Annotated in this window: 12 protein-coding genes and 1 pseudogene; 1 reads left to right on the plus strand and 12 read right to left on the minus strand. The window is 72.0% G+C overall.

Going from position 1 to position 25,730, the window contains the following annotated elements; genetic code table 11:
* From amrb99_RS17850 to amrb99_RS53190, 7 genes are all read right to left on the minus strand, one after another.
* Complete coding sequence (locus tag amrb99_RS17850) at nucleotides 1-1,299, minus strand: FAD-dependent oxidoreductase (protein ID WP_190857112.1); 1,299 nt, start codon at nucleotides 1,297-1,299, stop codon at nucleotides 1-3.
* A 177-nt stretch (nucleotides 1,300-1,476) separates the two neighbouring features.
* Nucleotides 1,477-3,294 (minus strand): hypothetical protein, encoded by a 1,818-nt coding sequence (locus amrb99_RS17855; RefSeq protein WP_190857113.1) that lies wholly within the window; start codon nucleotides 3,292-3,294, stop codon nucleotides 1,477-1,479.
* Nucleotides 3,291-8,528, minus strand: coding sequence for a hypothetical protein (locus amrb99_RS17860; protein WP_190857114.1), 5,238 nt, complete (start codon nucleotides 8,526-8,528; stop codon nucleotides 3,291-3,293). The genes amrb99_RS17855 and amrb99_RS17860 overlap by 4 nt, the downstream gene beginning before the upstream one ends.
* Nucleotides 8,525-11,662: a hypothetical protein gene (locus amrb99_RS17865; RefSeq protein ID WP_190857115.1), complete on the minus strand. Its 3,138-nt coding sequence runs from the start codon at nucleotides 11,660-11,662 to the stop codon at nucleotides 8,525-8,527. Before amrb99_RS17865 ends, amrb99_RS17860 begins: the two co-directional genes overlap by 4 nt.
* Entirely contained in the window at nucleotides 11,659-12,840 is a 1,182-nt protein-coding gene (locus amrb99_RS17870; RefSeq protein WP_190857116.1) for a kelch repeat-containing protein, read from the minus strand. Before amrb99_RS17870 ends, amrb99_RS17865 begins: the two co-directional genes overlap by 4 nt.
* 15 nt (nucleotides 12,841-12,855) lie before the next feature.
* Nucleotides 12,856-17,565 (minus strand): DUF6603 domain-containing protein, encoded by a 4,710-nt coding sequence (locus amrb99_RS17875; RefSeq protein WP_190857117.1) that lies wholly within the window; start codon nucleotides 17,563-17,565, stop codon nucleotides 12,856-12,858.
* A complete protein-coding gene (locus amrb99_RS53190) occupies nucleotides 17,558-20,104 on the minus strand; it encodes a M64 family metallopeptidase (protein ID WP_190857118.1) in 2,547 nt (848 codons plus the stop codon). The genes amrb99_RS17875 and amrb99_RS53190 overlap by 8 nt, the downstream gene beginning before the upstream one ends.
* A 793-nt stretch (nucleotides 20,105-20,897) precedes the next feature.
* On the opposite strand from amrb99_RS53190, the gene amrb99_RS17885 reads away from it, so the two are divergent.
* Nucleotides 20,898-21,683, plus strand: coding sequence for an IclR family transcriptional regulator (locus amrb99_RS17885; protein WP_190857120.1), 786 nt, complete (start codon nucleotides 20,898-20,900; stop codon nucleotides 21,681-21,683).
* A gap of 7 nt (nucleotides 21,684-21,690) precedes the next feature.
* Here amrb99_RS17885 and amrb99_RS17890 read toward each other — a convergent pair whose 3' ends face one another.
* From amrb99_RS17890 to dhaL, 5 genes and pseudogenes are all read right to left on the minus strand, one after another.
* The gene (locus amrb99_RS17890) at nucleotides 21,691-22,449 is read right to left on the minus strand and encodes an SDR family oxidoreductase (protein WP_347256725.1); all 759 of its coding nucleotides are present in this window, start codon (nucleotides 22,447-22,449) and stop codon (nucleotides 21,691-21,693) included.
* A complete protein-coding gene (locus amrb99_RS51170; RefSeq protein WP_241755649.1) occupies nucleotides 22,436-22,921 on the minus strand; it encodes a dihydroxy-acid dehydratase in 486 nt (161 codons plus the stop codon). The genes amrb99_RS17890 and amrb99_RS51170 overlap by 14 nt, the downstream gene beginning before the upstream one ends.
* A 74-nt stretch (nucleotides 22,922-22,995) precedes the next feature.
* Nucleotides 22,996-24,168, minus strand: a pseudogene (locus amrb99_RS17895) (dihydroxy-acid dehydratase); the annotation flags it as partial.
* Nucleotides 24,158-25,087 carry a 3-keto-5-aminohexanoate cleavage protein gene (locus amrb99_RS17900; protein ID WP_190857126.1) on the minus strand — a complete coding sequence of 310 codons (930 nt, stop codon included), beginning with the start codon at nucleotides 25,085-25,087 and terminating at the stop codon, nucleotides 24,158-24,160. The pseudogene amrb99_RS17895 and the gene amrb99_RS17900, both read right to left, overlap by 11 nt.
* The gene (gene dhaL, locus amrb99_RS17905; RefSeq protein ID WP_190857128.1) at nucleotides 25,084-25,725 is read right to left on the minus strand and encodes a dihydroxyacetone kinase subunit DhaL; all 642 of its coding nucleotides are present in this window, start codon (nucleotides 25,723-25,725) and stop codon (nucleotides 25,084-25,086) included. The genes amrb99_RS17900 and dhaL overlap by 4 nt, the downstream gene beginning before the upstream one ends.
* Nucleotides 25,726-25,730: the final 5 nt, after the last annotated feature.

Here is a 25,730-nt window from a genome sequence, read left to right on the forward strand (position 1 = left end):
TCAGCTGCTCTCGGCTACCAGGTCGGCGACGGAGAATCCGTCGAGAATGGCGTCTCCCATCGACCCGTAGGTCCATCTCCCATACCGTCCGCACGAGTGGATTCCCGCTTCGGCGAGCCAAGGGAGGATCGTCTCGACCGCTCGCTCCCTGGCCTTGTCGAAGACCACATAGGCATGGTCGACCTTGTGATGCTCCATGAACAGCAGGTCGGCGGCCGACCTGACAGCGCCGATCCTCACCAGGGCATCGAGGATGTCCGAGTCGTCGACCGGTCCCGCCTGATCCGCGATCTCCACCCAGAGGCTCGCGCCGCCGGGCGGGGCCATCGCCGCGGCCGCGTTGGTGTAGACGCCCATCCGGTAGAACGGGATTCCCGGTTCCGGCGTGTAGACCCAGTGCTCGACCATCGGCGAGGGAGCTCGCAGCGCGATGTTCGCATAGCGCATCGCGCTGGACCGCAGTGCCCCGCGCGCCTCGGCGATGTGCGGCGGGAGGCCGGGGATCCGGTCGAGCAGTTCGGGTAGCGCGATCGTGGAGACGATCACCCGCCAGTCGAACCATTCCGGCGACCCGCTCAACCGCAGGCGCTTCCCGGCGAGGTCGACCTCCTGCAGCGAGGTCCCGAGCCGAAGGGAGAAGCCGTCACGGTTCCGGCAGGCCGCGAGCATCGCCGCGGGCAGGACACCGATGCCCCCCTCGGCCGGGTAGAGGAAACGGGCGTTGTAGCCGACGCGGTCCTGGCGGACGCCGAGGGCGCCGCCCAGCACCTGCGCGGTCGTCGGCATCGGGAAGTAGTCCTTCAACCATTCGGTGCGCAGGTCGTCCAGGGAGATTCCCCGGAACTTCTTGGAGTAGTAGGGCAGGAAGAAATGCCGGGCCATACCCCGCCCGAACCGTCCGACGACGAAGTCCTCGAAGCGCATCTCCGAGGGGCTCTCCCTCCGCTTCCGAAGGCGCGCCAGAGCGAAGTCGGCCAGGCAGCGCAACCGGGCCGGCCAGGGCAGTCCGTGGATGTTCGCCTGGAACGGGTAGTTGATGGTCCTTCCATAGAGCCGCACCGTCGAACGACGTTCCAACCAGACCAGGTTCTCCCCGCCGAGAAGCCCGAACACCAGCTCCCTGAGCCGTTCGTCCCGCAGGTGAAGCCAGTGCCCGGTGACGTCGAAGGTGTACCCGTCCCGGTTTCTGCTCCGCGCCTTCCCGCCGACCGCCTCGTCCCGCTCCACCAGCACGACCGGCTCCCGCTCCAGCCGCATCGCCGCGGACAGACCAGCCAGCCCGGCTCCCACAACGACCACAGGCGCCAAGGTCACCGTCCTCATCGCGCACCGCCGATTCCAGCAACCTATGACGGTGCCCCGCTCTGGCCAAGGCCCGCATCCGGTCACCGGCCAACGCACGGCACACTCCGCAAGACACGGGCGGGAAGAGCGGACGATTCGGAGCCGGGGTTGCGGCGGTGGGCGTAGGTGGCCTCAGGTGAGGGGTTTGGTGTCGGCGGGGAGGTCGAAGGTGAGGCCGCTGGAGCCTTCGCCGCGGCCGGTGCCGCGGCGGGCGCTGAGCCAGACGGCGACGCGGCCGTTGCCCCAGCGGGTGCGGTTGTAGGCGACGGTGACCTTGGTGCCGGTCTGCGGGACCTCTTCTTCGTTGAGGAAGTACGACCGTTGCGGGGCGGCGTCCAAGCCCTCGCGGAGGATCGTGGTGCGGGGGCGGACGGGCTTGGTGTCGATCTCGCTGGGCATGGCGGCGCGCTGGAGCCGGATCTTGCGGCTGTCGCCGGGGACGTGCACGGGGATGAACGGAATCCAGTGGCCGGGGACCGAGGTCATGGCCAGGTAGGCGATGGAGGCCAGCGGGGCGGTGGGGGGCGTGCGCGGGAACAGACGGCGGCGCTGGGCGAGGATCTCGGCGGCGACCTCGCCGCCGCGGCGGCCCGGGCCGGTGGGCAGCCGTACGGTCTGCTCGATGCCCCACACCATGTTGGCGTTCTCGTCGCGGATGAGGTCGACCTCTTCCAGGACGGGTCCGTCGGCGACCTTGGGGACGGTGGGGGCGAGGAACAGGCCCGTGTCGGCGGGGACGGCGTCTGAGCCGATGGTGTCCAGGGTGAACATGGACCAGCGCTGCCAGTCCTTGTCGGCCCCTGCACCGGCGGGCGTGACCCACAGGCGCTGGCCGAAGACGTCGGTGACGGCCAGGCCGCGTAGTGAGGCCAGCGTTCCGGTGGGCAGGTCGCACGGCAGGTAGAACCAGTCGTTGCTGTAGACGAGGGCGAACTCCAGGACGACCAGCCGGGCCATGTCGGTGCGGTCCGGGCGGACGGCGGCGAAGTTGGTCTTGCCGTCCTCCACCGCCCACCAGCGCGGCAGCGGCATGCCGGAGTAGCGCACCGGAGCCGGGAAGACCGTGCGGTTGATCGGGGCGGGCGGTGCGGCGGCCCCGCCCACCCGGGTGTCGGGGTCGATGGAGAAGGCATGCCAGTCGAGCTCGCCGCCCGGATACTCCTGTGCGGTCAGCACCTTCTCCGCGCCCCCCGGCAGCCCCGCGGCGACCGAGAACCGATGCTCCAGGCGGCGCGGATCCCAGGTGGCGTCGCCGGCGGGCTGATCGATCAGGCCGTCGAACCAGCCGGCCAGCCGGACGCCCAGCTCGTTGATCAGCGTGCGGTGCGGTGGCGCGACATGGTCGATGCCGTCGGCGGCCTCATGTCCCGCCTTGATGCGAAGGTACAGCTCGTACCCGTCCATCCGCCGGCCGGCGACGGCCTGCAGCGTGGACCAGACCTCGGGATGGGCCACCCGCGGGGTGTCGGCGTCGCTGGCCGGGGACGGCAGTGCGATGGGATACAGCTCGACGAAGTCCTGCCGATGATGGTGGATGGGCGGGTGCAGGCTCATCAGCTTGAGCCAGCGGCGGCCGATGGCAAGGCGCAGATCATACGAGATCCGCTCCGGCCCGAAGGCGAACGGCAGCGCCCGGCGTTCGGCGACGTCCTCCAACGGACGGTCAGCGGGCAGATTCTCAGCCGAGCCGCCCGACGCGGACCGGAACCGGCTCGGAACCGCCATCCCCACCGAGTACATGGCGGTGACCGGCGTCCCGGCGTCGGAGCCGCGGAACTCGCCGAGCTGCCATTGCCGGGTGAGCAGCCACAGCGCGTCCCGCACCTCCACGCGCAAGGCCCGCTCGAAGTCCGCCGTGCGGGGACGTCCCTCCAGCCGGTTCCACAGGCCGACGGTCGGGTACTCCCGCTCCGCCAAGGCCTTCGGCAGGTTCTCGATGCGCTCCGTCATGGGTTCTTCCCGCGCAGATTGTTGGTCGCGAAGTCGGTGCTGATGCTGATCGGCTTGCCGGCGGCCGACACCAGCGTGGCGGGCAGCAGGTGGGCGTAGGCGGTCTCGTCCAGGTGCGCGGGCTCGACGGCGCGGGCCTTCACCAGGTCGTACGTCTCGTGCAGCGCCGCCACCAGGTCGTCGGCGCTCCACGTCCCGGTACGGGTGGGCGGGGTGACCAGCAGCATGGCCTGCGGCGGCTCGGAGTCGGGCTTGTCATAGTGCAGCGCGATCCCGGTCGTCTCCTTCTGCGCCGGGATGACCTCGGTCCACTCGTCCAGCAGCAGGCCGCAGAAGTCGTCGGTCGGCGGTGCGGGCTTGGCGGCGTAGTGCGCGGTGAACAGCAGCCGGTCCTCATCCAGCGTCGGTCCCGGCGCGAACTCCATGGCCAGCCAGTGGTCGCCGGTCCGGTACGGCAGCTGGATCGGCACCAGCTGCGGCTCCTCGAAGCCGGGCAGATGGCCGAGCAGTCCCCCGTCACCGCGCAGCGCGTCGCTGAGGATCGCCACCTGCTCCCACAGCCGCGGCTTCTCCCTGACCCGGGCGATGCCGTGCAGCCAGTCGTCCACCGGGAAGTCGCGCCCCGCGTCCTCCAGGTGCTCGATCAGGTCGCCGCTGTCGTCGCGGGCCTTCTTCCAGTCCGAAGCGAGCGCGGCCGACGGGGTGTACTGCGGTACGGCCAGAACATCCTCGCCGAGCAGTGCCTTGAGGGTGTCGAGCGCGGCCTCCACCCGGTCGGGCCCGGTCAGCGCGGCGTCGTGCTCGGTCAGCGCCGCGTCGGCGGCCGTCAGCCGCTCGGCGATCTCGGCTTGCAGGGCCCGTGCCCGGTCCAGCAGTTCCTTCCCGTACGCGACGACCAGGTCCTCGTACGGGGTCAGCGTCAGCCCGGCCGGGTCCAAGCCGGTCAGCGGCAGCAGCGCGGCGACCTCGGCCAGCAGCCCGCTCAGCGTCTTCTGGCCCGTGCCGGCGACCTCGCGCAGATCCCGCAGCTTGTTCTGGAACGCCTGCCGGCGGTTGTTGATGATCGAGCGCAGCTGCTGCGGCGTGTTCGGGCGCGGCGTGGTCGGCGTGGTGGTCAGCAGCCGCTCGATCCGCTCCAGCAGCCGGAACCGCTCCGGGGCGACGGTGGCGGCAGGGAGCGCGTCGAAAGCGGCGATGAGCGCGTTGGCGTCGGCCAGCACCTTGGCCATCCGGTCGGCGACCTCGTCGACGGCCGCGAGCACCTCGGTGTAGCGGTCCCGCCGCCACCCGGCGGCCTCGCCCCAGCCGCTGCGCACCATGCCGAACCCGCCCGCCGTCGCGATCAGGTCCCCGTACCGGCGCAGGAACGTGTCGATGCCGCTGATCACTTCGCTGCGCCGGACCTGCGCGGGCGGCTCGGGGAACAGCGGCCCGAGGTCGTTCAGGTAGCCGTTGACGGCCGTGCGCAGCGCCACCAGCGCGTCCCGCACCGCCACCGGCCGTTCGCGGGGCAGCGTCACGGCCGCGTCGGCGGAGCGGTCGATCGGGGCGTCTCCGGCGGCCGGGACCAGGTCGGTGGGCCGCACCGGCCGGGACGTGGTCAGCAGCGACCGCAGAGCGGCGATCAGCGGCGACAGCTCGAAGAACGTGACCTTGCCGGTGATGCGCGTGGTGTGCTCGATGACCAGCCGCGCGTCCGGACGTGGCTGGTCGCGGGTGGCGACCACGCCGATGATCCGGTCGTCCAGATCGGTCATCGACGCCTCGCTCGCGGGCCGTACCGCCCACAGCAGGTCGATCGGCCGCAGCCGCAGGTCCCGCTGGGTGACCACGCTGCTGCGGGCCACCCCGTTCACCGGGTCGGTCCAGGTGACCAGCGCGGCCACGTCCCGCTGGTCGGGCAGCAGCGTGGGCAGCCAGTCGTCCACGGCGGGCTCGGCCTTGGCGCGCGGGCCTTCGCCTTGCACGGACGGTGCACTGTGGCCCGGCCGGATGCCCGGCGTCAGCTGCAGAGCCATCCGGTGGGTCAAGGTGGTGCCGCTGCGCGGTGTCCTGACCACCTCGGGTTCGGGTGCGACGCCTTCCTTCGCGTAGGCGTCGAGGGTGGTCGTCGCCCGCTCGGGATTGCCCGCGAGCACCTGGTGCGTGCTCTCGGCGACCGCGAGGTCGGCCAGCGCGTCGTGGATGTCGAGGAGCCGGTGCACCTCCTCGTTGATGGCCTTGCGCTGGTCGGCGTCGGGGTCCGGGAGCCCTTGGGCGCCGAACGGGTAGACGTCCGCGCCGGGCACCTGGGTCACCCGCCGCACGAGTTCGAGGCCGTCGATGACGTTGCGGGCCTCGACCAGCTCGACGGCGGTGCCCGGGGCCGGCCTGGTCTCCTCGATCCGCCCGGCCCGCAGCGGGAAGGCCCCGCGCAGCGCGGTGATGAACGAGTCCAGCTCGGCATCCGGATACCGGTCGTGCAGGGCCCGTTCGAGCCGGTAACCGAGCAGGGCGCCCTGCGACTGCCCCTGCCGCAGCCCGTCCAGCAGGGTCAGCGCCACCCGGACCCGTTCGGAACTCAGGTTGACGGCGAACGTGTGCCGGTCGGAGGGACTGGCGTTGGCGATGTATCCGGCGCGGAGGACCGCGGCGGTGGTGGCCTGCGCGGGCGAGGGAGCGTGGATGTAACCGCCGTTGGCCTTGTCGTGCATCAACGGCTGCGTGCCCGGCGGGTTGAACAGCTGCCCGAGGTCGCCGGTCAGCTCGACCTGCGTCATGCCGGGGCGCGGCTTGGGCCGTACCTCGTCCAGCCAGCCGTACGCACCGAGGTGGATGCCGCGCCGGGCCGGTCCCGTGCCGGACGACCCGTACCGCAGCTCCGCGAGCCGCTCGTTGACCAGCCCCAAGCGCCAGGCGTCGAGCCGGTACGTCGCGCAGTCCAGGTGCTCGGTCAGCACCCGTTCCAGCCGGGCGGTCGGCAGCCCGGCCAGGTGCTTCAGCGCGTCGATCTGTTCGGCGAGCTGCACGGTGGCCGGGCTCCGCCTGATGACCTCGGGGATGAAGTTCGCCACCAGCCGGTCCGGGCTGCCGGTGATGGCCCGGTCCGGCGAGTACAGCTGGCGGAACCGGCTCTCGCTCTCCACCGGGGGCGCGCCGGGCCGGTTGGGCCGTACGTGGACGAACAGCGGATCGCGCGCGGGTGGCACCGTGCTCCCGGCCGCGGCGGCCAGGCGGCGGGCGGCGTCCTCCCAGCCGAGAAGGACCGCGTGCCGCGCCAGCAGATACAGCAGCGCCGCTGGCGGCTTGTCGCCGTTGAAGCCCAGTTCGAGCCGGATGGTCTCCAGGTCCTGCTCGGCGTGCTGGGCGAGCCAGTGGAGGTAGTTGCCGCCGTCGGGTAGGTACGCGCGGATGTGGTCGGTCTCCGACAGCGGGCGGTCATCGACCAGCGGTCCGAGCAGCGGATACTGGTCGCCCACGAACAGCCGCCGGATCACGTCCGGGTCGGCTCCGGGCGGGATGGCGTAGCCCAGGCGGTCGAGCAGGGCACGGATCGGCTGCGGCATGTCGAGCTGGTCAAGCGCGGGGATGACGCGCGGGCCGCCGCTGTTGAGGTTCTCCCGGTTGAAGACGTCCTCGACGCTCTGCGCGTACCGCTGGTAGAACTCCGCCGACGTCGGATGCAGCGCCAGGATGTCCAGCAGCAGCTGGTGCGGGTCACCGCCCTTGCCCAGGTAGCCGACCTTCGCGAGGGCCTTCTGCCAGTCCCCCGCCGCCACGCCGAGCAGCTTGTGCAGCACGCGGCGGTGCGTCGCGCCTTCCGGGAAGGTCATCTTGGAGAAGGCGGTGGTGGGCAGGATGCCGTACGGCTGCCGCCCGATCTTGACCGCCGGGACCGGGCCGCGCCCCGACACGTACCGCACGAAGAACTCGCGCGTCTGGTCGACCGCCTGCTCGGACAGGATCGGATGCATCATGCCGCGCAGGTACGCGCCCCAGGTCGCCGGCCACAGGGCGACGTTGGCCGCGCGGGCGTCACGCTGGTCGGTGCCGTCGGCGTTGGGCATGCCGGTCAGCACGGCCGGATCGATGCCGAGCAGGTCGGCCAGCCACTGCCCGTCGGTCCGGGTCCGCCAGTCGTCAGGCGCGTCCGCCGCCGCGAACCCGAACGCGGTGCGCAGCGCGGCCTCGGCTTCGGCGCGGCGGTCCTGCCCGGCGGGGGCGGCCTCGCTGTTGTTGGTCGGGGTGCCCTGCGGCAGCAGCCCGTACCCGGACGGGCTGCGCAGCTGCCGGGTGATGAGGTCGGCCAGTTGGACGGCCGTCTGCTCGGGGCCGGACCGCTCCCGCAGCCCGAACACCAGTAGCCGGTCCAGGCCGTTGCGGATCTGCGGGGTGAGCGGGATGCGCAGGCCCATGCCGAGCGTCACCGCCCGGCCGAAGTCGGTCAGCCACCGGAGCTCGTCGGGCACCCGCAGCGCGCCGGTCCGCTCATCCACCTTGAGCTGTTCGTCGGTGTCGGCCTCGGGGTCGGGGCTGACCGCGAGCGCGTCGGGCACCGCCTCGCCGGTCGCTGTCAGTACCCGCTCGCCGCCCACGTATCCGAGCACGGTGAAGCGGTCCGGCAGGAGCCTGGCCTTCGCCGCCTGGGTCCACGACTGCTCGGCCAGGCTTCCCGCGGCCGGTGGCGGCAGCACGAGGAACGTGACCATCACCGCGTCGTCGACAGCGGTGGGCGCGGCGTCGATGCCCGCCGGGCGCCGGGACCGGATCGTGTCCGCACGGCCGGCGCCGACGTCGGCGCGCAGCGCGATGTCGGCGGCGCGCAGCTTGGCCCGGTCGCCGTGCGCGCGCCACACCGCCGTCCAGTATGTGACGGTCGGTTGCCGGTCGGCGGCCGGTACGGCCTGGCCGGTCACGACCACCAGCACGGTCGCGCCCTCCGGCACCGTCGCGGGCCGATCGGCGGGGTTGACGGGGGTACGGGTCTGCAGCAGCCAGCCGGCCCGGCCGGCGGGCATCCGGGCGACCAGCTCCTGCCAGGCCGCCTGCTCGGCCACCGCGTTCCCGCCGGTCCGCCAGTGCGCCGTCCAGTACGCGTCCACCGCGGTGATCTCGGCGCCGGTCGGCTTGGGCTCGAACTTGTCGGTGCACCACTCATCCGGGAAGATCCGTACCAGCAGCTCGGTGGCGGTGAACCGGGTCTCCACCCGGACTGGGCCGAGCAGTACCGGGAAGTCGTCGCTGAGCGCGGTCACAGCAGCATCTCCTGAGCGTGGACGGCCATCAGCACCGGCGCCTGGAACAGCATGTAGGCCACGTCGGCGGAGCTCAGCCCGCCGTGCCAGACGGGCAGGAACGCGTCCTCCAGGTGCTGGTCGTTCTTCTCGGCGTCGGCGGCCGGGTCATCGAAGTCCTTGAGCGGGACCTGCACGGTGCTCGCGTCGAGCCGGATGAACCCGGTCCCACCCGGATCCACGTCGGCCCACGTCAGGTCGTTCCACACCTCGACCGGGGTGGGCGGGCCCTCGTCCGCGCCGAACCGGGGGTCGCCGGGGCGCTCCTGGATCACGAAGAACCAGCCCGCCGCGCCGGCGGCGAAGTCGCCTTTGGCCTCGGCCGCCGTCAGATCGAAGCCGAGCAGGGTCAGGTCGGGGTCCACCTTGGCCTCGTACAGCGGGAGCCGGATCTCCTCCAGCGTCGGGTGCGCCGGGTCGATGAGTTCAACCGGGACCCGTTCCTGGGCCGGGTCCGGCGGCCCCGACTCGGGCTGCCAGCGGGCGCGGTGCGCGTATATGGCGGCGTTCGGGTACTTCTTCAGCAGGTCGCCACGGATGACCAGCACGAGATCGTCGGCCTGCCGGCCGGTCTCCCGCGCGTCGTTCTCACCGAGCTCGGCGGCCTTGGGCCAGGTGTGCAGGGGCTGGATGTCGTACTGCTTCACGCCCCCGCGCGTGTCCCAGAACTGCCGGAACGGCGAGCCGCGCTGGTCGGTGGGGTACTCGCGCCAGAGCAGCTCGCGGGCCATCTCGTGGTTGAGTCCGACGAGGTAGGACTCGATGAACTCCTGGTTGGTCTCCAGCAGCGTCACCGTGTTCCGCGGGACCAGCCCGAGGTTGGGGGCGAAGTAGTCCACCGACAGGTCCAGCAGCGCCTTGTACATCGGCAGGTCGATGACGGGATAGGCCATCGCCTCATTGAACCGCTCGGCGAACGGCCGCAGCCGTTCGGGCAGGCTGACCGACGTCAGCAGGCTGGTGGGCACGGTCTTCTCGGCGCGCAGGCCGGTCATCATCGCGTCGGTGGTGGCGCGGACGTTCAGCGGGTCGTCTCCGCCCTCGGTCCGGCCACCGACGCCCGCCGCGTGCCGGCCCCGGTAGATGTCGCGTAGCCCGTCCTTGAACCGCTTGGCCTCCTCGCTGTCGTCGCCGCCTTCGGAGGGGACGAACGTGTCGCCCGGCAAGGTGATCCGGAAGTCGGCGCTGTGCGGAAGCCGGTCGACCGGATCGGCCGGGTCGGCCTCGGTGGCGGCCGTGAGCCCGATCGGCGGTGGTGCCGGGTGCAGGACATCGTTCAGCCGCTCGGTCGTCACCACCGCGTCGGGAGTCTCCTTGGCGGCGGCCGCCGTCACGGGGTCGTCCGGGTCGTCCATCCGCGGGATCAGCGCGTCGGGCGGCTTGGTCTCGCTGAACGGCAGGTCGCGGATCAGCCGCCCCGGCCGCAGCATCCGCCGCATCGGCGGGGACAGCGGCGCGGCCGTCACGCGGCTGCGCGCCACGTGGAACCCGACCGCGACCCGCTCGCCCTCGACCGCCACCGCCCCGCGCAGAGCCCGATCACGCGTGGTCACCCGTGAGTTGGCGGGAGCGGTGAGCACCAGGGCCTTGCCGGACGGCACCGGCGCGTCGGCCGCCATGATCGGTGCCGCGGCGGGCTCCACATGCTTGGCCTGCAGTACGGTCCCGACCTCGCGGGCGAGCTGGGCGGCGCGGACCTTGGCGTTGACCGCCAGCACGTCGCCGACCTGCGCCCAGGCGGCGACCATGAACTCCTCCTGCCGCTCCTGGACGACGCGGGTGCCCAGGTGCGCGGCGACGCGGAAGCGCGGGTCGAGGTTGAGCCGGTGCACCCAGTTGCGGTCGGGCGTGATCGGGCTGCCGTCGCGCTCGGTCAGCAGCCGGTTCGCGGGGGCGTGCCAGCGCCCGTACAGCGGCGGGGTGATGATCGGATCGACCTCGCCCGCCACGTCCTGCGCCCCGTGGGCGGCGTGCGCGGCGGCCGGGGTCTGGTCGAGGTAGGCGTCGGCCAGGTTGATCAGTCCGGCGAGGGCCTTCTGGAACAGGTGGGGGTACGGCTCGTCCCACTTGTCGTAGACGTCACCCTTGGGACGGTTGGGCGACTGGAGTGCGCCGCCCAGCTTGAGCACGCCGTGCAGCTCCGCCGGGCTGGTGATGGGCAGCAGCCCGGGCCCGGCCGGGTCGTGCACGTCGAGGTCGCGGCGCCCGATCGCCGGGTCGGCGGGCCGGGGCTCCAGCAGCCGGACCAGGCACTCGAAGTCGCCCGCGCTGCCGGTGCCGAAGAACCAGCGGTGGTAGTACGGCAACGTCGCGGGCTCGGGGCGGCCCGGGTAGTCGGGGCCCCAGCTGGAGTGCAGCGCGCCGGGCGCGGTGGCCGGGTCCAGGCCGAGCCCGGCCAGGCGGCCCGTCTCGAACGCGGGGACCAGGAACGCGTGGTAGCCGGTGTCGGGCTTGAGCCGCCGCGGGCACATCAGCCGCGAGCACGCCAGGTCGGCGTTGGTGCTCAGCACCCGGCGCAGGGCGGTGAGCGCACCGGCGGGATCGTCGTTGGCGACCAGGCCGTCCAGCTCGCCGTTGACGTGCACGTGCGCCCAGGCGCCGAGCTGGCCCGGCGGCGGCAGCGTCCCGGCCGGGTCCTTGACCTGGATCGACGGCAGCGGCCGCCCGGCGACCGCGCCCTCGGTGAACTCCGCACCCGGGTCGCCCGCGGGCTCGGCCGCTCCGGCGAGGACGACGAGCGCCAGCCAGGGCAGCAGCCGCTTGTTGGCCCCGTCGGGCGGGGCCGGGCTATAACTCCACGGCAGGCCCTCGTCGTAGAACTCGATGTGCGCCAGGTAGTTGGGCTCCACGTTGGTGATCCAGGGACGCGGCTCTACCCGCGAGATCACCCGCGGATCGACCCCCACCACGTCGCCCGGCCCGTACAGTTGCACGGCCTTCTCGACGTCGCGGGTGATCGTGCCGCCGGACACGCCGTCCCCGGTCAGCCGCAGCTTGACCGGGATGACCGCCCGGTCGGCGGTGCCCGGATCGGTCGTGATCCGGGTGCTGAGGCCGGTCCGCAGCCACGGCAGGAAGGAGTACGCGTTGCTCACGGTGTCACCGGGCCGGTGCCGAAGATCTCGCTGGTGGCGGTGACCTCGGTGGCGCCGGAGTCGGCGGCCGCAAGGCCCGCGCGGGCGATGCCGCCGGTGACCAGTACCGTGCCGCCGGTCAGCGGGACGGCGGCGAACCCCCACCGGCCCGTCGCCAGACCGCCCGCCGGGGTCCAGTTCCGGGTGGCCGCGTCGAAGATCAGCGCACTGGCGTAGCCGACGCCGTTGTCCGGGGTGTCGGTGCCGCCGGCCACCAGCACCTTGCCTCCGCCCAGTGAGACCGACCGATGCAGGCCGCGGCCGGCGGGCATATCCTGCACCGCGCTCCACGCGCCCGCGACGGGGTTGAACGTCTCGGCGGTGGCCCTGCTAAACGGGTCGAGGGTGCCGTTGCCCGGTGCGCCCGGAGGGCTGCCGCCGCTGGCCAGGACGGTGCCGTCCGGGAGCAGCGTGGCCTGGTGCCCGCTGCGCGCCACCAGCAGGCTCCCGGTCGGCGTCCAGGTGCCGCCGGTGCCCGAGGCCGGATCGTACAGCTCGCAGAAGGCCAGTGCCGCGTCGGTCTCGCGGGACACGGGTGCGCTGCCGCCGGCCACCAGCACCTTGCCGGTGTTGAGCACGAGCGCCGGGTGGCCGCAGCGCGCGTCGGTCATCGCGGTGACCTCCGTCCATGCGCCGGTGTCCGGGTCGTAGACCTCGGCCGAGCGCAGCGCCTTGACCGACTGCCCGGACCGGATGGTGCAGCCGCCCGCGACGAGCACCTTGCTGTCGGGCAGCAGCACCGCGCTGTGCCCCCACCGGCCGGTCTTCAGGCTGCCGGTCGCGGTCCAGGTGCCCTGCGCGGGGTCGAACACCTCAGCGGAGGCCAGTCCGGCGGACGGGAACGTCGCCGCCCCGGTGATGCCACCGGTGACCAGCACCTTGCCGCTGCCCAGCAGGGTGACGGTGTGCAGCCGCCTGGCGGTGTGCAGCGCGGCGGCGGCCGTCCACGTCCTGGCGGTCGGGTCGTACAGCGACACCTGCCCCAGCGCGGCTCCGGCGGCGTCGGCTCCTCCGGCGACCAGGACCTTCCCGCCGGCGAGTACGACCGGGCCGTCGTGCTGGCCGGACCACACGCGCGCGGAGGGAAGGGCCCCGGTGCTCGTCCACTGTCCGGTAGCCGCCACGGTGGGACTGGTCATGGGGTGCCTCCGTCGTCAGGGCGTGAAGATCTCGGCGGTCGGGGTGAGGATGTCGGTGCCGGGGTGCGGGGCGGCGGCGACCGAGCGGGTCCGGCCACCGGCCACGAGCACCCGGCCGTCGGGCAGGTCGATCACGGCGAACGCCCACCGGCCGGTGGCCAGGCCGCTCGCGGGGGTCCAGGTGCCGGCGGCCGGGTCGTACAGCAGCGCGCTGCGGAAGCCGCCGTCGAAGGCGGGGGCGCGGGTGCCGCCCGCCACGAGCACCAGGCCGGAGCGCAATGGCAGGGAGCGGTGCCGGGTGCGCCCCCCGGGCATGTCGCGGACCGCCGTCCATGTGCCGGATTCGACGGTGAAGCGTTCGGCACTGGCGAGGGCGGCGGAGTCGTACGGACCGCGCACCGGACCGATCGTCGCATCGCCGCCGGTCACCAGGACGGTGCCGTCGGCGAGCAGCGTCGCCTGGTGACCCGCGCGAGGTGTGGCGAGCGAGCCGGTCGGGGTCCAAATGCCGGTCGCCGGGTCGTAGATCTCGCAATAGCCGAGCGCGGCGTCGGTCCGGCCGGTCTTGAGGACGCCGCCGGCCACCAGGACCCGGCCGTCCGCGAGCAGTACGGCCTGGTGGTCGGAGCGAGGGTCGGTCATCGCCGTCTCGGTCCACTGCCGTTTGGCCGGGTCGTACACCTCGGCGGACGCGAGCGAGTCGCCGCGGGCGCCGGTGCCGCCGGTGACCAGGATCTTGCCGTCGCGCAGCACGGTGGCACCATGGCCGAACCTGGCGGTGCGCATCGGCGGAACGTCGCTGCTCCAGGTCGCGGTGAGCGGGTCGAAGATCTCGGTGGTCGCCAGGGGCGCGGTCTGGGTCACGCCGCCGGCGGCGAGGACCCGGCCGTCCGGCAGGAGGCAGAGGGTGTGCCCGTCGCGGGCGACCGGAAGCGGCGCGGTGGCGGCCCAGTTCCCGGCGATGGGATCGAAGAGCGCGGCGTCGGCGAGCGGCTTGCCCGCGGCGTCCCGACCGCCGGCGACGAGGATCTTGCCGCTGCTCAGCCGTACCGCCGCCGGGGCGATGGCCGGGGTGGGCAGGGAGCCGGTGGAGGTCCACGACTGCGGGGCGACCGGCAGGGCCGCCGCCTCGGATTCGGGGATGACGTGCAGCAGGCCGATGAGCGCGGGGTCCGCGGTGACCCACTCGGCGAGGGCCTCCTCGGCCGCCGCCTGGCTGCGGAAACTCGCCGTGGCCGAGCCGAGCGAGGCCGGCGGGAAGGCCTGGGCGTTGTTGCGCAAGTAGGCGACCACGAAGCGTTGGCCCGTGACCTGCACGGTCTCGTCAGGGGCGTACGGCTGGCGCTGGTCGGCTTCGCGCTGTGACAGGGGTGAACGGCTGGTGCTGCTGCCCTCCAGAAGCCGGGTGAACACGGCCGGGCTGACGCTGGCCAGCGTCCTGGTGGGCGCGGCGGTGGGGGCGACCTGGCGGACGAGTCCGTCGGCCTGCACGATCGTGCGGGTCGCCGGTCGTACGGTGCCCGGCGGGCGGCGCAGCCTGCTGTCGATGACGATCTGCTCGTAGCGGGCGCTGCGCTTGACGACCCGGGCGGAGGCGATCGCGCCCTGCGCCGCCACCAGCTCCAGCCCCGCGTCCTGGTCCTGGTACGCCGGTCGCGACAGTTTGGTCGCGTCGTCCATGTCCTGGAACTGGGCCATCGCGAACTTGTCGGCGGTGATGGAGGCGCGCACGAGGCCGCTGCCGGGCAGGGGCTCGACGGTGAACCGTTTGCCGTCGCGCGGCCGCTGCGCGCCGATGCGATCCAGCCGCACGGCGAGCGGGATCGCGCGCTGGCGGACGAACAGCGAGCCGAGGGGGTGCAGCACCAGGTCCTCGGTCGGCGGCAACGTGCGCAGCGTGACCAGCGGGTTGCCGCCGCCGGTCGGCAGCCGGGTCTGCCAGCCCTCGGGCTTGGCGACCTCGCCCGCCAGGAGCGGGAGCACGTCGATCGGGGGCAGCGTGGTGTCGCGGTCCTCGCCCCAGGTGATGTCGAAGTCGGCGGAGATCTCGAAGAACAGCAGCGAGACCGAGCCCCGGCCGTGCGCCCGGAACGGGGCCGGCCCTTCGAGCTGGAAGTCCAGGTCGATGCCGAACAGGCCGACGCCGAACGCCTTGAGCGAGACCCCCGCGGAGATGGCGATGGCGAACCGGAACGGCGAGAACTGGAAGAGCGCGTCGAAGCTGAGATGGCCGGAGACGCCGAAGTCGTCGAAGCCCAGCACCATCTCGGCGCGCGCACCGAACTGCACCGTGTTGCTCGTGATCGCGAAGTAGCCGGAGACGGTGATCCGGGCGCCCGGCCGGTTGAGGATGTCCACCCGGATGCGGGGCGGCACCGGGAACGGCAGCGGCGGCGGCCTGTACGAGGGGTGGAAGCCGCCGACGGAGATGACCAGGTCGGGGTCGTCGCCCCAGCCGACCAGCAGGCCCATTCCGCCCTCGAGGGTCATGAACAGCACGCGCGACTCGAAGAGCTGGGCGAAGAACCACAGGCGCTGCTTGTCGAACTCGATCGCGCCGACGAACTGCACCTGCAGGACCAGCAGCGGCAGGTCGGTGGTGGGCAGCACGCAGCGCAGCACACCGAGGATGGCGATGTCGCCGGGGATCTCGATGATCACCGCGAGCGAGACCGAGACCAGCGTGGGGGTGCCCCAGCCGATCTCGGCCATCGGCCCGACCAGGAACGTGCCCTGCTCAGGCGGGAAGAACGCGCGCAGGTCCGACAGGATGCGCGGCGCGTTGGCCACCACGTCGCGCGGGAACATCACCGACTCGATCGAGCCGCTCCGTACCCCCTCCACCAGAGCCTGCAGGTTCATCCGGCGGTTCAGCCCGACGATCCCGCCCACCGCCAGCAGGGTGAAGCCGAAGCCGAGCTGGATGCCGGTGCCGAACTCGGCGGTGATGATCAGCAGCAGCGAGAAGCCCGCGGAGCCGTCCGGCATCCGGGTGGTGATCAGCCCGATCGCCTTGACGTCGAACAGCCCGGCGAACTCCAGCTCCAGCGCCCCGCCGTACTCCCCCTTGGCCGGGTCGAAGAACAGGTAGCCGCCGCCGCTGACCACCCCGGCGTCCACCGAGAGGCCCGCGCCCTTGGGCGGCTTGAACCCGAGCGAGACGTCCAGTGGGCCGAGGTTCCCGTCGTTGCCGGACGTGAAGCCGAAGGTCGCCGCCAGACCGAGCTCCTCGACGACCGCCTTGATCGGGCCGAGCTCGGCCTTGAACGTCGCGCCGAGGTTGATCGGCAGGCCGTCCGCGCCGGGGGCGGCCGAGACGGTCAGCGACTGGATGTCGATGGGGCCCAGGTTGAGGTGGACGGGCAGCTGGATCTCCAGGCTGGAGGTGCCGCGGAAGTAGAAGCCGGTGCGCTGGGAGACGCCGAGCGTCAGGTCGGCCCCGAAGGAGAAGCCGCCGTCCGGCACGATCTTGGCGATGAAGCCGTCGGCTTCGCCGGGGTCGAAGACGAACTCCAGACCGGCCAGCTCGAACTCGGCGAACACGTCCGCCGCGCCGTCGGACAGCCGGATGCCGCCGGTGCCGCCCACCTTGCGGAACTGCAGCCGGGTCGCTCCGGGTGAGCCGAGCAACACGATCGGGGTGGCGTCGGCGTTGCCGCGCTCCGCCTTGACCACCAGCGAGCCGCCGGCGTGGGACGGCGAGCCGCCGCCGGCGAAGCCGACGATGATCTCGATCGGGCGGTCCGGCCGCACCTGCAGCCCGATCCCGCCTTGCAGATCCAGGTCGGTACGGATGGTGAGGGCGATGTCGTCGCCCAACTGGAACTTGAAGTCCAGCGCGCCGTTGAAGGCGGGGATCAGCGCCAGGCCGGGCGGGCTCCCGGCCGCCGCCGGAACCGGCAACAGCCTCATCTCGGCGGCCATGCGCCCCGAGGCCTGCGCCCGTTCGAAGAAGACCGCCCGAATGCCGCGCACCGGCGGGTCGGTCAGCTTGGGAGCGGTGCCCTGCAGGGCGGCCGCACTCGCCGTCGGGATCTCGGCGGTGGCGATGTCCACGCCGAGGGCCATCATCAGGTTGTCGACCTGCACGGCCAGCGCCTCGAAGTCGAAGTCCGCCTCGCCCCAGCCGAAGGCGTTCTTGAGCACCAGCGAGGGTTCGCTCAGCGTCCTGGGCAGGTCCGTCAGGTCGAGCCGGACGTTCATGTACGGCGGCCGATTGCCCTCAGCCGGCGCGTAGCCCGTCTTGACCACGCCCAGCGCGCGCAGCCCGAACCCGATCGACGGGTGGTACCGCTGCAGGTAGGTGATGACCAGGTAGTCGATGAGCTGGCCGGGGAACTTCTCCTTGAAGCCGTCCGCGCGCAGCGGCGCGGGGATGGCCGAGTCGGGCGCGTTCGCGATCGCCTTGATCGCGTTGACCACATCCTGGAAGGCCCGCAGCACCCGGCCCACGTCGTCGGGCGAGATCTGCACCGATGCCTCGCCGTCGCCCACGGAGCCGCCGACGTTGAGGCCGCCCGCGCCGAGCAGCCTGGTGAGACCGTCGTAGAGGGTCTCCACCCCGCTGCCGAGATCGCGCAGCGGCTGCGGGATGTCCTCGGCGCGCCAGCCCAGCTTCTGCAGGAACGCGGTGAAGGCCTCCGGGGAGGCGAGCGCCTCGCGCAGCGGCAGCAGCGCCTGCCCCAGCTCGGCCACCAGCTTGTCGAACGTGCCGGGCTCAGCCATTCTTCTTCGCCTTCGGGTAGAACATCGCGTCGAGGATGCCGTGGTAACCCGGATCGACCCGGTTGACGATCAGCCACTTGCAGACGAAGCAGAACTCGCCGTCGTTGTCCTCGTCGTCGGAGCGGCGCATCTTGCACGCGCCGGTCGGCCGGTAGTAGCCGCCCGCGAAGTCGAGCGCGCCCTCGTAGACGCCGATCAGCTTCGAGGACTTGCAGGGCGCTTTGAAGTCCGGGATGGACCTGGGGTTATCGACCTCGTGCTTGGGACGCAGGATGTCGGTGTCGACGTTCAGCGGCGTCCTGTTGGCGGGTGTGGGAGTGGTCAGGTGTTTGCGCACCGCCGGCTCGACCACGGTGCGGACCTGACCGGCGGCGTCCTTCAGCGGCACGTACACGGCCGAGCCCGCGGCGAACGTCGGGAACGGCGCGGGCGGCAGGCCCGGGCCGTCGAGCGTCATGGTGCCCAGCTCGGGCTCGATGTGGGCGATCTTCAGGTTGGTCAGGATCTGGGCGGGGCCGGTGGCCAGCGGCAGCTGGATGCCCTGCGGGCTGACGTGGAAGTTGCGCAGGTGCACCTCGGCCGGCGGGTTCTGCGCCGCGATCTTCTGCCACGGCGCGATGTACCGCTTGTCGATCATGATCTCGATGCCGCCGAGACCCGGCGCGGAGTCGATGACCAGCCGTGCGGACTGCCGCATCCGGGGCAGCGCGAACCACTTGACCTTGGTGGCGTCGATCTGCCGGTCGGGCGCGGGGTTGATCCGCAGGAACCCCAGCATGCTCACGTTGTCGCCCAGGATGTCGTCCGGTGAGGTCGCGGGTGCGGTCGGGTCGTCTCCCCCGGAGTTCTCGTACTCGTCCTTCAGGCCGAAGCTGTGGCCGAACTCGTGCGCGACCGTGTCGACGGTGTCGGTGAAGTCGACGTCGGGCTCCGACGACGGTTTGCGCCGCATCACCCGCTTGTCGCCCGCGGCGTACTCGAACTCCACCCCGTCGCCCTTGTTGGTCGTCAGGGCCGTCAGGGTGTTGTTGTTGACGTTGCTGCCGCCGTTCACCTCGTCATAGGTGATGAGGGCGACCAGTCCGCGACTGGGCTTGAAGTGGGCGTCGTCGGGCTCCCAGACCGGTCCGATGTGAGGGAACGGGGCGAACACGTACTCCAGGCCCGCGAGGTACTGCAGGATCAGGTTGCCCGGATTGGTGCTGCCGCGACCGGCGAACCGCTCGGGAGGATGCCTGCGGGGGTCGGGCGTCAACGCCCTGGTCGCTTGCGCGGGCTTGTAGAACTCATAGAGCCGGGCGATGAACTCGCGCAGCCCGGGCGTGCCCGGCTGGTCGCTTCCGGGCGGGGTCACCGCCGCCTTGCGCCCGGAGAAGCGGTCGCCCCACCGGCAGCCCAGATGCATTCCGAACAGGGTGTCGCGTGCGTGCAGGATCCCGGTCCCCTGGTGCTTCTTCCACGCCCCCAGCACCGTGTCGTCCACCTTGTTGGGATCGAAGCCGGTCAGCTCCTGCCCTGCCCAGATGGTCTTGAGGTTCGCCCTGCTCTCGTTGCGCATCGGCAGCCCGACCTTGGCGACCAGGTCCCGCAGCGTGTAGACGTTCTCGTCGTCGCTGATTCTGCGGATGAACGGGATGGGCACGCCGGTCCCCGTCGTCTGGCCCGCGTCGGCGACCCGGTAGGCGACGGTGGCGCAATGCTCCTGCGAGGCGCCGAAGGCCTTGAAGATGTTGAAGCTGCCCTCCAGCATCGGGTAGGGCTGATGCCGGGGCTGGTCGAACATCTGGTCCACGACGCGGGTGACGATCTTGTCGAAGGTCTCTTCGTCGGACTTACGGAACCCTTCCGCGAGGAAGACGATGTTGTGCTGCTCGGCCGCGTGCGCCACGTTGGGCGTCTGGACCGGCTTCAGGTCGCGGCGGTGCTTGGCGTAGTTCACCACCCGCACGGGCAGCCGCTGGGTCTGGTTGAGGAACGTGCCCGTCAGGTCCACGGTCCCGGGGGTGCCGGTCGTCTCGCGCAGCCCGCGCAGCCGCCCCTGCGGGTTGACCACGAAGGTGTTGGTGTCGGCCGACGTCAGCGTCACGTACCCGTGCCCGGTGATGTCGCCGATCAGGTCCGTACCGGTCGGATCGTCGCTGAACTTGGCGTAGATCGACGGCTGGGCGTGCGCCACGTCGTCCACGGCGGTGGTGATGGAGTCGTTGCCGAACCACCACGCCACGATCGAGGTGTGCACCTGTAGCCGGCCGACGATGTAGTCGCTGCCGCGCCGGACCTGGAACAGGTACACCCCCGGCTGGGTGGCGGTGACCTGCCCGTTGGCGCTGTTGTACGCCGGCAGCGGCGGGAGCAGCCGCTGTCCGACCGGGCGATGCGGCGCGAAGAAGTCCACGGCGATCGCCCCCGGGGCGATCGGCGTCAGCGTGTACCCACCGGCCGTCACCGCCCGGTCCAACACCTGCAGCGTCAACGGCGGCGTACCGGACAGGACCAGGTGGAGATCGCAGTGCGGGAACAGAACGATGTCCGGTGCCACGAGCGCCCCCATCCACGTGGGACTTCGGACGGCTCAACGGAACGCAACCGATCATCGCCGTCAGTGATGTCTGGAATACTCACCGTGCCATCAGGGATGTCCGGACGTCTCGTCACTGGCCAACTCCGGCCGCAACTATCACTACCGCGACCTCAACTCAGGGTCAAAATCCGCATTAACTCCGAACCGAAAGTGGGGCCTCGCAAGTCAGACGGTGCGGCAGAACTGCGCCACACTTGCACAGAGCACCTCGACGGGACCGTGACCTGCGGTAACGCCTCTGCGGGGACTTGTGACCTCTTCGGCGGGGGCTGGATGTGCGAAAAGGCATGCTCTCGGTGAGAGCATGCCGCACGCCCACATGGAGAGATATTGGCCTCTAATCCCATAAGAGCAACAATTGAGCCGTCGCGCTCTTGTTCGCAGGATGAAGAGCCGCTTTCTTTACATTGTAGATTTCGAACGGCGGCCCTTGATCGGATCTCCATTCCACCCGACCTTCGGGATGATGATCCCGCTCGCGCTCAACCGTCCGGGCCGCCGCAATGCCTACGGACGCCCGGGTAGAGCCGCTCCAGGTCGTGATCAGCGACTCCAGCGTGGAGCCGGTGGTGCTGTGGCCACTGCGGCACTAGGCAGCACAGGGAGGATTCCCGTTCAATGGGACTCTGGGCTCCCTGCGAACACGGTGGAGCGCGCAAGCTCGGTCTGAGCCGAGGCGACGAGGGAGTGGCGTGCACGCGAAGCGGATCTGGGCTTTGACCTTGGCGATCGCGCCTAGGAGGAGGCGGCCATGAGTCCCGCTCATCGGAGCACCGGCGAGATCACCGCAGTCGGCCGCGCCGCTGAGATTCTCAGGCAGTTCGCGCACAGCAGCGGCGTGCTGAGCGCCTCGGCGCTCACGCAGCGGACGGGCCTGCCCAAGACCACGGTGTACCGGATGGTGGCCGAACTCGTCCGGGTCGGGCTTCTTGAGCGGGACGGCCAGGACTACCGTCCGGGGCTGCTGCTGTTCGAGATCGGCGAGCCGCTGCCGCAGCAGCGGGACCTGCGCGAGGCGTCGAAAAGGCATCTGCTGACCTTGCACGAGGCGACCCGGCAGAACGTCGGGCTCGCCCTGCTGGACGGGTTCGACGTCGTGCACCTGGAGGTCTTCCGCAGCGCGGAGGGCCCGCGGCTGCCGCAGCATTCCGGGGGACGGTGGCCGGCGCATGCCAGCGCGTCCGGGAAGGCGATCCTGGCGTTCATGCCCGCGGAACAGGTAGTGATCCCGCATGTCCTGCAGCGCTTCACGTCGCACACGATCGTGGAGATCGGGGCACTGCGGGCCGAGCTGCGGCGGGTCCGGAGGCGCGGTGTGGCGTTCGACCGGCAGGAGGCGCTGAACGGCATCGTCGGGATCGCCGCCCCGGTCATCGGCCCGGACGAGGAGGTGCTGGCGGCGGTGTCGATGTCCGGGGTCGTCGGCCGGATCGACACCGCCCGGATGGACGCCGCCGTCCGGACGACGGCCATGACGATCTCGCGCGACCTGGAGCGGGCGTGCTCGATCGTCCGGCCGGTCCTGCAGCGGCGCTGACGGTGCGTCAGCCGCGCCCCGCGTAGGGCATCGCCCGCGCCATCACGGTGAGGGACGGGACGTTCACCTCCAGCGGCAGCGACACGACGTGCGCGACCGAGCGTGCGACGTGCAGCGGGTCGATCGTCGGTTCGGATTGGCGGGTGCCGTCCGGCTGGAGCGCCCGCACCCCGATGCCGGAGGTCATCGCCGTCGCGGCGTTGCCGACGTCGAGCTGGGTGCAGGCGATGCCGTGGTCGCGCAGGTCGAGGTTCATGGACGCCGTGAGCCCGCTGATCGCGTGCTTGCTCACGGTGTAGGCGACGCTGCGCGGCCGCGGCACGTGCGCGGACAGCGACCCGTTGTTGATGATCCGGCCGCCCTGGGGCCGCTGGTCCTTCATGATGCGCGCCGCCTCGCGGGCGCACAGGAACGAGCCGGTCACGTTGGCGGCGAGCACGTCGTGCCAGGGCCCGTCCTCGACCTCGTCGACGGCTCCCTGCGGTCCGAGGATCCCGGCGTTGTTGATCAGGACGTCGATGCGGCCATGCAGGGCTCGCGCCGACGCGAACAGGTTCCGGACCGACGGGGCGGAGGTCACGTCGGTCACGACCACGTGGGCGCGAGGATGGCCTGCGGCCGTGTCCTCCAGGGATGCCCGCGTCCGGCCCGCCAGGACGACCACGTGGCCGTCGTCGAGCAGCGCGCGGGCGATGGCCCTGCCGAGGCCGCTCCCCGCGCCGGTCACGACGGCCACCGAGGGCCGCGGCGGGTCAGTGATTGTCACCGTGCACCGCCGCTCCTCGCCGCCCGACCAGGAAGTCGAAGTCGGCGCCCCGGTCGGCCTGCAGGACGTGCTCGACGTAGAGGCTCGCGTAGCCGGTCGACGGCGGGGACGGCGGTGCCGCCGCGGCCAGCCGCCGCTGGATCTCCCCCGCGTCGACCAGCAGGTCCAGCGTGCCGGCCGGGACATCGAGGGCGACCAGGTCCCCGTCGCGCACGGCCGCCAGCGGACCGCCCGCGGCGGCCTCGGGCGCGACGTGCAGCACGACCGTGCCGAACGCCGTCCCGCTCATGCGGGCGTCGGAGATCCGGACCATGTCCGTGACGCCCCGCTCCAGCAGCTTCTTCGGGAGCGGCAGGTTGCCGACCTCGGGCATGCCCGGGAACACGCGCGGGCCGGCGTGGCGCAGCACCAGGACGGTGTTCTCGTCCACCGGCAGATCCGGGTCGTCGATGCGGGCCCGGAAGTCGTCCATGCCGTCAAACACCAGCGCGGGCCCGTGTGGCGCAGCAGGTGCGGCGAGGCGGCCGCCGGCTTGACGACGGCTCCCGACGGCGCCAGGTTCCCGCGCAGCACGGTGATCCGGGCATCGGGCAGCAGCGGGTCGTCGGCGGCGCGGATGACCTCGCGGTCCCAGGCGACGGCGCCGTCCGCGTTCTCGCCGAGCGTCCGGCCGTTCACCGTCGGCGCTCTGGTGTTCAGGAGGTCGCCCAGTTCCTTCAGCACGACGGGCAGGCCGCCCGCCGCGTGGAAGTCCTCCATCAGGAAACGTCCGGCGGGCATCAGGTCGACCAGCAGCGGCACGCCCTCGGCCACGCGGTCGAAGTCGTCCAGTTCCAGCTCGATCTCCAGCCGCCCGGCCAGCGCCAGCAGGTGCACCACGGCGTTCGTCGACCCGCCGATCGCCGCGTTGACCCTGATGGCGTTCTCGAAGGACGCGCGGGTGACGATCCACGACATCCGCAGGTCCTCGCGGACCATCTCGACCGCCCGGAAGCCCGACTCCCGGGCCAGAAGGCGCCGCCGCGCGTCGACGGCGGGGACCGCGGCGTTGCCGGGGAGCGCGAGGCCGAGCGCCTCCACCATGCAGGCCATGGTCGAGGCCGTGCCCATGGTGTTGCAGTGGCCGGCCGACCGCGCCATCGCGCCCTCGGCGGCGCGGAACTCGCACTCGGTGACGCGGCCTGCCCGCACCTCCTCGCTCATCTCGAACAGGGAAGTGCCGCTCCCCACCGTCCTGCCCTTCCACCGGCCGTTCAGCATCGGCCCGCCGGACACCACGATGGTCGGCAGGTCGCAGCTCGCGGCGCCCATGAGAAGGGACGGCGTCGTCTTGTCGCAGCCGCACAGCAGTACGACCCCGTCGACCGGGTTGGCGCGGATCGACTCCTCGACCTCCATCGAGACCAGGTTGCGGTAGAGCATGGTGGTCGGCCGCACGATGGTCTCGCCGAGCGACATCACCGGGAACTCGACCGGGAACCCGCCGGCTTCGAGCACGCCGTGCCTGACGTGTTCGGCGAGCTCGCGAAAGTGCGCGTTGCACGGGGTCAGGTCGGAGAAGGTGTTGCAGATCCCGATGACCGGGCGGCCGTCGAACATCCGGTCGGGGACGCCTTTGTTCTTCATCCACGAGCGGTGGATGAACCCGTTGATGCCGGAGCCGCCGAACCACTCCTGCGAGCGCAGCGGCGCGCGGTCCCGGTCCTGTTCAGACGGCATGGGGGAGGTCCTCTCGTGCGGGGAGTCCGAGGATCCGGCGGGCCTCGTCGGGGGTGGCGGGTTCGAGGCCGACGCTCTGGACGAGGGCGACGGCGCGCTCGACGAAGCGGACGTTCTCGGCCGGTTCCCCGGGGACGAGGCAGGGGTTGTCCTCGATCCCGACCCGGATGTGCCCGCCGAGCGCCAGCGCGTGCGCGAGGCCCCGGAACTGCTGCGGACCGTTGACGGTCACCGTGAACACCGAGCCGTCCGGCAGCGCGTCCGCCATGTTCTGCAGGTTGGCCGGCGTATAGGGGACGGCGTTCTGGAACGTGCCGTCCAGGCCGAGTACCAAGTTCACGCAGTACGGCTCGGCGTCGAAGCCCAGGGCCGTGAGCCGGACGAGCTCGCGGGCCAGGTGGGACGGGCCGAACGCCTCCCATTCCGGTTTGATCCCCCGCTCGAACATCGCCGCCGCGAGCTCGATGGCCCGTTCCATCGGGGTGTCCATGAGCACCTCGTGCCCATCGGGCCCGCTGATGTAGGCGGTGACGGCGTCCAGCGTGCAGGTGTCCGCGCCGCCGTCGACGCCCGCCATGCGGGCGGCCCAGTCGATCACCCGGGAGCCGTCCGGGCGCACCCGCAGCAGGTCGCCGTTGATCCCGCCGCCGGTCGAGTTGTTGATCACCACGTCGCAGGCCGCGCGGACCCGCGCGTTGATGTCGCGGTAGACCGCCGCGTCGCAGGTGGCCTGGCCGTCCGGGCGCCGTGCGTGCAGCGCCGCGACGCTCGCGCCCGCGTCCGCGCAGCGCGCCACGTCGGCGGCGATCTCGTCCGGCCGGGTCGGGACGTGGGGGTGGTCGGCGCGGGTGAGGAACCCGCCGGTGGGCGCGACCGTGATGATCACCTTGCCGGTGTGGCCGGCGTCCGCGGCCCTCATGCCGCCGCCCGCGCGTGCGCCGCGGCCTCGAAGAACCAGGCGACGGCGAGCGCCCCGGGGTCGACCACTCCGCGCGCGTGCTCTCCGACGTAGCTCGCCCGCCCGCGGCGCGCCAGCATGTCCCGAGTCGACTCGGCGCCCTCGGCGGCGGCGCGGGCCGCGCGGGCGACCGCGCCGTGCCAGGTCGGGTCCTCCGCGGCGGCCTCCAGCGCCTGGGCGGCGGGGATCATGGCGTCCACCATCGTCTTCTGGCCGGGGTCGGCGCCGCCGAGCCGGCGGACGGCGTCCACGGCGTCCCGGAACGCCCGCGCGAGCTCCCGCCCGGACCACGGGGCGTCGGGCCCCTGCGCGAGCCGCCCGAACCAGAGCCCGAACAGCGGCCCGCTCGTGCCGCCGGCCCCGAGGTGGGCGTCCGAGGCGGCCTTGAAGACGGCCGGCGGGTTCGCCGTGCCGTGCGGGTCGAGCAGCGCCGTCCGCGCGCGGCCGAGCGCGGCGGCGATGTTCCAGCCGAAGTCGCCGTCGCCGGCCCTGCGGTCCAGGTCGGTCAGCTCGTCGGAGTCGCGCAGGACGCGGTCCGCGTACGCCAGGAGCCAGGCGCGTGTGTCCGCGCCGGTCAATCGCGCGTCGTCGCCGGTCATCTCGT

Origin of the sequence: Actinomadura sp. RB99, from assembly GCF_014706005.1 — a bacterium.
GTDB lineage: Bacteria > Actinomycetota > Actinomycetes > Streptosporangiales > Streptosporangiaceae > Spirillospora.

Coding starts and splice junctions, on each gene's coding strand:
- amrb99_RS17900 (WP_190857126.1), bottom strand. CDS start 25,087: ATGAGGGCCGCGGACGCCGGCCACACCGGCAAGGTGATCATCACGGTC.
- amrb99_RS17870 (WP_190857116.1), bottom strand. CDS start 12,840: ATGACCAGTCCCACCGTGGCGGCTACCGGACAGTGGACGAGCACCGGG.
- amrb99_RS17855 (WP_190857113.1), bottom strand. CDS start 3,294: ATGACGGAGCGCATCGAGAACCTGCCGAAGGCCTTGGCGGAGCGGGAG.
- amrb99_RS51170 (WP_241755649.1), bottom strand. CDS start 22,921: ATGGACGACTTCCGGGCCCGCATCGACGACCCGGATCTGCCGGTGGAC.
- dhaL (WP_190857128.1), bottom strand. CDS start 25,725: ATGACCGGCGACGACGCGCGATTGACCGGCGCGGACACACGCGCCTGG.
- amrb99_RS17875 (WP_190857117.1), bottom strand. CDS start 17,565: ATGGCTGAGCCCGGCACGTTCGACAAGCTGGTGGCCGAGCTGGGGCAG.
- amrb99_RS17885 (WP_190857120.1), top strand. CDS start 20,898: ATGAGTCCCGCTCATCGGAGCACCGGCGAGATCACCGCAGTCGGCCGC.